This is a genomic window from Belnapia rosea (assembly GCF_900101615.1).
GTDB classification, from domain to species: domain Bacteria; phylum Pseudomonadota; class Alphaproteobacteria; order Acetobacterales; family Acetobacteraceae; genus Belnapia; species Belnapia rosea.
This window is the reverse complement of record NZ_FMZX01000062.1, coordinates 1-7,226: the sequence shown is the minus strand read 5'-3', so window position 1 is coordinate 7,226 and position 7,226 is coordinate 1. Positions and strand designations below refer to the sequence as shown.

Here is a 7,226-nt window from a genome sequence, read left to right as displayed (position 1 = left end):
ACTGCCCATGGCGCCGGGGCTGCTGGACTGTCTGCCAGACGTGCCCGGCTGGGTGGTCGGCGACCTCGGTCTTGCCTCCGACGCCTTCCGCGAGCGCATCTGGGCCATGGGCGCGCGGCCTGCGATCCCGCCCAGGCGCACCGACGCGCCAGTGGCCTGCCCGGACTGGGTTTACGCCAACCGGCATCTGGTCGAGAACCTCTGGGCACGACTGAAAGAGTGGCGCGCTGTTGCCACTCGCTACGAGAAAACCGCGCGCTCCTTCCTTGGCGTGCTCTGCCTCGCAGCCACCGCAGACTGGATCAAAGTCACCAAGCTCTAACAAGCCTTAGCGTACTACCTCGTAGCCGAGGCGGGTATCAAGCAAGTACTTTAACGTCCCGCCCGGCTGGGGGGCGGAACGGGAGGAGGCGGCGCCTCGCGCCCCACACGCAGTCGAAAGTTGCCCAGAGATGCGCCTCGTGACCACCCCCGGAGAAGCTTCCAATCCACCGTCTTTACCAGTGCCGCCACCAGGCGGCTGGACCCTCCAGGAGGCCCTGGAGATACTTTCTCCCGAGACAGTCAGCCTGCACAACGAAGGCGGGCCAAAGCTTGAAGCGGTGCTTCGCGCAGAGATGGGGGAATTTGCTGGGCTTCTTCCAGTCTGGCCAGAAGGCCATAAGCGACAGCAGCTTTATCTTGCGCTCTGCGCGCGTCCTGATCTCGAGCTCACCGGCTTCGATCTCACTCGCGGCGCAGACGCACCACGTTTCCGGCTGCCGCGCGACTTGCTGCTTTCTGCTGGGCAGCGATCGGTTCGCTTGCACGGAGCCCACCAAATCTATCTCGAATTACTAACAGAATTCGACAGGGTGAGGATCTCATACAACTTCCCGGAAATGAGGCCAGGTCTCCCTGATGACATGGAGCTGATTGCTGTCAGGATGAATTTGGTTGAAGCGCCCTCTCATCCTGCTGGCTTCGCAGTAGGAATGTCAGAACCTGATGTTCTTGCAAGCAGGGGAATCAAACCACCATTCACCATTACCTCCTCCGGGCTTGGTTTCGGCTATTCGTGAACGAGTGGCCCAAGGACAAGCCACCTCCTAACGAAGCGGAATGCTTGGCTGCAGCGCGGGAGCATTTTGGCGTGGACATCCCGCGCGACGTGTTCCGTAAAATACGCCGCGAGCTTGCGCCACCGTCTTGGCAGAAGAGGGGACCGCGGAAGCCGCGGAATTAGCCGCCGAAATCGCTGCTAAACTGCTTAGAAGACAGCTAATTTTGGCGGTCTAAATCGGCGGGCCGCCGAATTGCCGCACTATTAGAAATGAGGTTTGGACCGCCATATAGACGAGGTCGCCCGGCGCATCCCGCGCCGCTTCGCACCGAGGCGACACCATGGTCCAGCAGTTCCCACAGGCCCCGCGCGAGTCGAATAGGCCCGCGCCTGATCCGTAAGCGAGGCTTACGGGCCCTCGCAGCCTTCGCTTGACGCTGGGCCATTTGTGCCGGCTGCCCAGCACCACGGCATGAGTTCGTCGATGCGGCTGTTAGGCCAGCCGTTGACGAGATGGGTCAACACGTCGGTGAAGTAGCGCTGCGGGTCGACGGCGTTGAGTTTGCAGGTCTCTACCAGCGAGGCCACCGCCGCCCAGCGGGCCCCACCATCATCGCCGGAGGCGAACAACGCGTTCTTGCGGCTGAGGCAGATCGGGCGGATGGCGCGCTCCACGGTGTTCGTGTCGAGCTCGACCCTGCCGTCGTTCAGAAACCGCATCAGGCCCTCGCGGTGGTTCAGCGCGTAGCGGATGGCCTCAGCGGTGGGGCTGCTGCCCGGCAGGCGCGCCAGCTGCGCTGAGAGCCAGGCCAACAAGTCCTCTACGAGGGGGTGGCTCTTCTCCTGCCGGGCGGTGCGGCGGATGTCAGGCGGCTTGCCCCGCACCTCCGCCTCGACCGCGTAGAGGGCAGCGATCCTCCGTAGTGTCTCGGCAGCGATTGGTGCGGTTTTGCCCTTGGCAAGCTCGATGAACCCCCGGCGGACATGCGGCCAGCAGAATGCCAGCGTGATGCCCTCGCGCTCCACGGCAAGCGTCTTGTAGGCGCCGTAGCCGTCGCACTGCAGGATCCCGCGGTAGCCGGCCAGTAGCGCCTTCGCATGTTCGGCGCCGCGGCCTGGCGCGTAGTGGAACACCACCGCCGGCGGGTCCGTCCCGCCCCAGGGTCGGTCGTCGCGCGCAATCGCCCAGGCAAAGCCCTTCTTCGTCTTGCCGCGGCCTGGGTCGAGGACCGGCATTGTGGTCTCATCGGCAAACAGCCTTGGCGAGGCGAGCAGGATCTCGCGCATCCGCCGCACCACGGGGACGATCTCGAGCGCCCCGGTGCCGGTCCAGTCGGCCAGCACCTCCCGGCCGATCTGATCCCCTGCCGCGCCAGGATCTGCGACTGGCGATACAGCGGCAAATGGTCAGCGTAGCGGGAGACCAGGATGTGGGCGACGGTCGCCTCGGTCGGCACGCCGCCCTCGATCAGGCGGGGCGGCGCGGGTTCCTGCAAGACCATGCCGGGGCAGGCCCGGCAGGCCAGCTTCGGCCGCTTCGTCACGACGACGCGGAACCTCGCGGGGATCACGTCCAGCCACTCCGCGGCGTCGATGCCGATCTCGACCAGCGGGCCCTGGCAGCAGGGGCAGGCCTTGGCCTCGGGCGCCAGCACCACCTCGACCCGCGGCAGGTGCGCGGGCAGTCGGCCGCAGCCGGCCCGGCGGCGCTTGGCTTGGCTCTCCTTCAGGGCAGGGGAGGCCTTGCCCGCCCCGGCCGCGTTGCCGGCCAGCGTCGCCTCGATCTCCTCGAACGCGAACAGCAGCTGCTCCTCCGGCAGCCGCTCCGACTTCGTCCCGAACTGCCGGCGCTTCAGCTTCAGCAGCAGGTGCTGCAGCCGCTCATTCTGACTCGCCAGCGCATCGCGCTCAGCAACCAGGTTGTCGACTTACGCCAGGGTCTCGAGCAGCAGCGCGGGGTCTTCTGGCAAGCTCGGCGTGCTGTCCACCGCGGTGCGCATCGTGCCACGGAGTCTACGCTGGCGCGCTCGGCTTGAGAATCTCCCGCACCGCCCCGACGCGGCGCCAGTCGATCCCGTCGAACAGCGCGGCGAACTCCAGCGGCGTCAGACGCACCATGCCATCCAACACGGCGGGCCAGCGGAACGCGCTTCCTTCCAGTTGCTTCCAGACAAGGACCAAGCCGCTCCCGTCCCAGAGGAGGATCTTGATCCTGTCAGCGCGCCGCGAGCGGAACACTAGCACCGCGCCCGAGAACGGGTCGGCGCCCAGCACCTCGGCCGCCAGCGCCGCTAAGCTGTGCGCGCCCTTCCGGAAGTCCACAGGCTTCGTCGCCAGCAGGATCCGCACGCCGGCCGGCGGCGTGATCATGCCGCCGACGCCCGAATTGCCCGCAGCACCATCGTCAGGGTGTCGTGGTCGGTGCCAAGCTCGACCCGCAGCATGGCACCGGCAAGCCTCACCTCGACCGCGGGCGCCGTGAGGGCCGGAGCAGCCCCCGGCTCGGGTGTTGACACCGGCGCCTCCGCCACGAGCGGCACAAAGCCCAACCGCACGGCGGTACCAGCGCATCTCCCGTCGCCAGGTGAACACCTACTGCGAACAGACCTGTCAGCGTCTCGCAATCTCAGCCACGACCGCACCGGGCTCCAGCGTCTCTGCCACAATCCGCGCCTTGTCGTCGTCCGACCACTTCCGCCGGCGACCAGGCGCGGTCAGAACTTCAACCCGCCGATACCCGCCATCCTTCGCGTCATCACTAATGTCGACCATAATGCCAGCCCGAAGCTCCATGCTTCAGACCGACCCAGCACATTCACCGCCCGCGCGGGAAGACGGGCCTCGTCGCTGCGCTTACCCTGATCCTCTGCGTCATCTCACCCAAGCTGAGTTGGCGCGCCGCTGGCGTGTCAGTCACCGCACATTGGAGCCGTGGCGTTGGCAACGGCAGGGGTGCCCCTACCTGAAGTTGGGTAGCGGAGTCGTCTATAGGCTTGAAGATGTCGAAGCCTATGAGGCCGCTCGACGCCAGGTCCCTGAACGGCTTGCACCACCGCAGACCGTGAGGGCGTCTTAATGGACGCCGCTTCGGCCGCCGCCATGAGCGATCCGCGACGAAACCCATCCTTCCGGCGCCGCTGGCAAGGGCCGCCGGATCGCCACGCATCGCAAAGCGCACCCATCCCAGAACCCAACATCGCCCTGGAGATCACCGGCCGTGCCCTGCTGGAGCAGTGGCGCCATGAGCGGGCGCAGCGCGAAGGAGTATCGTCATGACCGTAGATGCTCGGGCAAACCATGACGCACCGCGGCAGTGCATTCGCATCGTGCCGGGTCGGCTCCCGGACATCATAGATCAAGCCGAGCAGGCACTGCTCGAAAGCGACCTCGGGCTCTACCAGCGTGGTTCGCTCATCGTCCGGCTTGGCACAGTCCTGATCACCATCGCAGGTGGCAAGGAGGTTGCCGCACAGCGCATTCGCGAGGTTGGGGAACACGCCTTGGTCGAAGCGATGACTGCGGCGGCTGACTGGGAACGCTGCGACGTACGAAAGCGCAAATGGACGGGTCACGTCCGTCAACGTGGTGGAATTTGCTTATGAGCTTGGGGCATCCACGGCTCAGGCGGGCCTGGGTGGCAGTTGCAGGGTTTCGTTGGTGGACGCCGGGCTGAGTATCTCGCCCATGGCCTTGACGCCCATGTAGCGGTGCTGCATCTGCCATTCGTCGTTGGCCTCGAGCAGCACAGCACCGATCAGGCGAATGATGGAGGCCTCGGAGGGAAAGATGCCGACCACGTTGGCGCGGCGTTTTACCTCCTTGTTGAGGCGCTCCAGCGGGTTCGTCGAGTGCAGCTTGGTCCTGTGCTGCGCTGGGAACGCCATGTAGGCGAGCACGTCATGTTCGCTGTCGTCCATCAGCTTGCCGAGCTTGGGCCAGCGTTCGCGGAGTTGGTCGGCGACGTGGCGCCAAGTCTGCCGGGCGCTGGCCTGGTCGGGCTGCAGGAAGGCCTGGCGTAGCGCGGCCGAGGCCATGGACTGCTGAGCCTTGCCGACATGGGCCAAGGCATTCCTCATCCAGTGAACTCTGCACCGTTGCCATGTCGCGCCGAGCACGCGCGCGATCGCCGCCTTCAGCCCCTCATGGGCATCGGAGACGACCAGCTTCACGCCTTTCAGGCCACGCTTGACCAAGCTCTTGAGGAAGGCCGCCCAGAAGGTCTCGGCCTCCGACGGGCCGATGTGTAGGCCAACAATCTCGCGCCGTCCCTCGGCATCGCAGGCCACAGCGCTTATCGCTGCCACCGAGACGATCCGGCCACCCTCGCGCTGACGCAGGTAGGTGGCGTCCAGCCACAGGTAGGGCCACTCGCCGGACAGCGGCCGATCAAGAAAGGCCCCGACCCGCTCGTCGATGTCCTTGCACAGCTTGGAAACGGTCGACTTCGAGATGCCGGACAGACCCATCGCCTGCACCAGCTCGTCCACCCGCCGGGTCGAGACGCCGCCGATCCAGGCCTCCTGGATCACCGCCACCAGGGCCTTCTCGCTGGTCTTCCGGGGCTCGAGGAAGGGCGGGTAGTAGCTGCCCTGCCGGAGCTTCGGGACCCGGAGCTGCAATGATCCCAGCCGGGTGTCCAGCGTGCGGTCACGGAAGCCGTTGCGATAGGTCAGCCGCTCGCCGGTGTGCTCGTGCCGCCCGGCCCCGATCAAGCCCTCCACATCGGCCTCCATCAGCATCTGCAGCACCGCCTCCGCGACGCTGCGCAGGAAGTCATTGTTCCCGGCTTTCGCCAGCAGGTCCGCCAGTGGCAGTCTGTCCTCGGTCATCGGGTCCTCGGCTGGTCAGGGATGGGAGCCTCGCAACTCCACCCTAGCCGCCAGGTCCGATGGCCACCCCAGCTCTACACCCCAGCCAAGGCCGGATTTTCCACCACCTCCGCGGACGCTACCTCGGCAGCACGACGAAGCGGTGCCGGTCGCAGCGCCGGACGATCTCGAGGTTGATCTGGCCGCAGACGGCTTTCAGGCCATCCTGAAACTTGGCGCCCCGATACCCGCTGTCGGCATAGAGCTTGAGCAGGAAAGGATAGAGGCCGAACAGCGTGCCCATCAGCAGCACGCCGCCATCGCGGTCCTGGATGTTAGCGGCGTGCACCACCGCCTGCATCAGCAGTCCCTGGGTGTCGACCAGCACATGGCGCTTCTTACCCTTGATCTTCTTGCCCGCGTCGTAGCCCGGCGGGTCGATGCAGCGCCCCCCTTTCCGCGCCCTTGACGCTCTGGCTGTCGATGACCGCCGCCGTCGGGCTGGCCTCGCGTCCGGCCTGCTCGCGGCACAGCACGTAAAGCGCATAATGGATGCGCTCGAACGTGCCATCCGCGTCCTAGCGCCGCAGGTAGTCGTTCACCGTGCTCTTCGGCGGCAGGTCCTTCGGCAGCGCCGACCACTGGCGGCCAGTGGAGAGGATGTACATCACCCCGTCCACCACCGCCCGCTCCACCACAGTGTGCTTGTTGCCGCCTGGCTTTGCTGGCGGGATCAGGCACCTGATCAGCGCCCACTCCGTGTCGGTCAGATCGCTCGGGTAGCGCAGCTTGCTGCGGTCATACCGAGCGCGGTTCTCCGGCGTTCACATCCCGCCACTTCGCCAATCGCCCGCCGCCACACACCAGTCACAACCGATTCAGATGACTCAGCATGATCCCGGATGGACACTTACTTGGCCAGACTACCAAGTCGCGCGAGCCAAGCTTCATCCACTGATCCAGCGCGCCACATCTTCAGCCTTCGGCAAACCCCCGGCGTGGACGACTTTACCGTCAACAACTAGGGTCTGTGACCGAACTCATACCAAATCCCATTGATCAGAACCGATGCGCCCAATCGCGCAGTCCGATGGACATGATAGTCCAGGGCTGCTCGACGAGGCGGTTCCAGGCCCGACAGCAATGGTCGACGATGTCGTCGTAGCAGTGGAAGACGCGGTTCGAGAGCCAGTTGTCCCGCAGGAACTGCCAGGTGTTCTCCACCGGGTTCAATTCGGGACACTTGGGCGGCAGCGGGACGAGGGTGATGTTCGGCGGCACCTCGAGCCTGTCCGATAGGTGCCATCCGGCTTGGTCGAGCAGCAGCACGGCATGCGCGTTCGGCGCCACAGCGGCAGCGATCTCGGCGAGATGCA

The 7,226-nt window shown here is 65.7% G+C and carries 9 protein-coding genes and 2 pseudogenes; 4 read left to right on the top strand and 7 right to left on the bottom strand.

Annotation, left to right across the window (positions count from 1 at the left end; all coding sequences use genetic code 11):
- On the top strand, positions 1 to 322 hold a 322-nt coding region (locus tag BLR02_RS27590; RefSeq protein ID WP_143018372.1), incomplete at its 5' end, for a transposase.
- 130 nt (positions 323 to 452) lie between these two features.
- On the top strand, positions 453 to 1,061 hold the full coding sequence (locus BLR02_RS29110; RefSeq protein WP_143018371.1) for a hypothetical protein: 609 nt from the start codon (positions 453 to 455) through the stop codon (positions 1,059 to 1,061).
- A 389-nt stretch (positions 1,062 to 1,450) separates the two neighbouring features.
- Here BLR02_RS29110 and tnpC read toward each other — a convergent pair.
- From tnpC to BLR02_RS31195, 4 genes and pseudogenes are all read right to left on the bottom strand, one after another.
- Positions 1,451 to 2,961, bottom strand: a pseudogene (tnpC, locus tag BLR02_RS27580) (IS66 family transposase).
- A 94-nt stretch (positions 2,962 to 3,055) separates the two neighbouring features.
- Positions 3,056 to 3,412: an IS66 family insertion sequence element accessory protein TnpB gene (tnpB, locus tag BLR02_RS27575; protein WP_090571690.1), complete on the bottom strand. Its 357-nt coding sequence runs from the start codon at positions 3,410 to 3,412 to the stop codon at positions 3,056 to 3,058.
- Complete coding sequence (locus BLR02_RS29905) at positions 3,409 to 3,558, bottom strand: hypothetical protein (RefSeq protein ID WP_176849876.1); 150 nt, start codon at positions 3,556 to 3,558, stop codon at positions 3,409 to 3,411. Before BLR02_RS29905 ends, tnpB begins: the two co-directional genes overlap by 4 nt.
- Before the next feature lie 94 nt (positions 3,559 to 3,652).
- Positions 3,653 to 3,814 carry a transposase gene (locus BLR02_RS31195; protein ID WP_090571697.1) on the bottom strand — a complete coding sequence of 54 codons (162 nt, stop codon included), beginning with the start codon at positions 3,812 to 3,814 and terminating at the stop codon, positions 3,653 to 3,655.
- Positions 3,815 to 4,117: 303 nt separating this feature from the next.
- On the opposite strand from BLR02_RS31195, the gene BLR02_RS30210 reads away from it, so the two are divergent.
- Together BLR02_RS30210 and BLR02_RS29100 are read left to right on the top strand one after the other, a co-directional pair.
- Positions 4,118 to 4,318: a hypothetical protein gene (locus BLR02_RS30210; RefSeq protein ID WP_143018369.1), complete on the top strand. Its 201-nt coding sequence runs from the start codon at positions 4,118 to 4,120 to the stop codon at positions 4,316 to 4,318.
- A complete protein-coding gene (locus BLR02_RS29100) occupies positions 4,315 to 4,644 on the top strand; it encodes a hypothetical protein (protein WP_143018368.1) in 330 nt (109 codons plus the stop codon). The genes BLR02_RS30210 and BLR02_RS29100 overlap by 4 nt, the downstream gene beginning before the upstream one ends.
- 18 nt (positions 4,645 to 4,662) lie before the next feature.
- Here BLR02_RS29100 and BLR02_RS27555 read toward each other — a convergent pair whose 3' ends face one another.
- The 3 genes and pseudogenes from BLR02_RS27555 to BLR02_RS27540 all read right to left on the bottom strand — a co-directional run.
- Positions 4,663 to 5,871 (bottom strand): IS256 family transposase, encoded by a 1,209-nt coding sequence (locus BLR02_RS27555; protein WP_090665418.1) that lies wholly within the window; start codon positions 5,869 to 5,871, stop codon positions 4,663 to 4,665.
- Positions 5,872 to 5,992: 121 nt separating this feature from the next.
- Positions 5,993 to 6,638, bottom strand: a pseudogene (locus BLR02_RS30715) (IS5 family transposase); the annotation flags it as partial.
- Positions 6,639 to 6,909: 271 nt separating this feature from the next.
- The coding region (locus BLR02_RS27540) for a transposase (RefSeq protein ID WP_176849623.1) at positions 6,910 to 7,226 on the bottom strand (317 nt) is incomplete at its 5' end.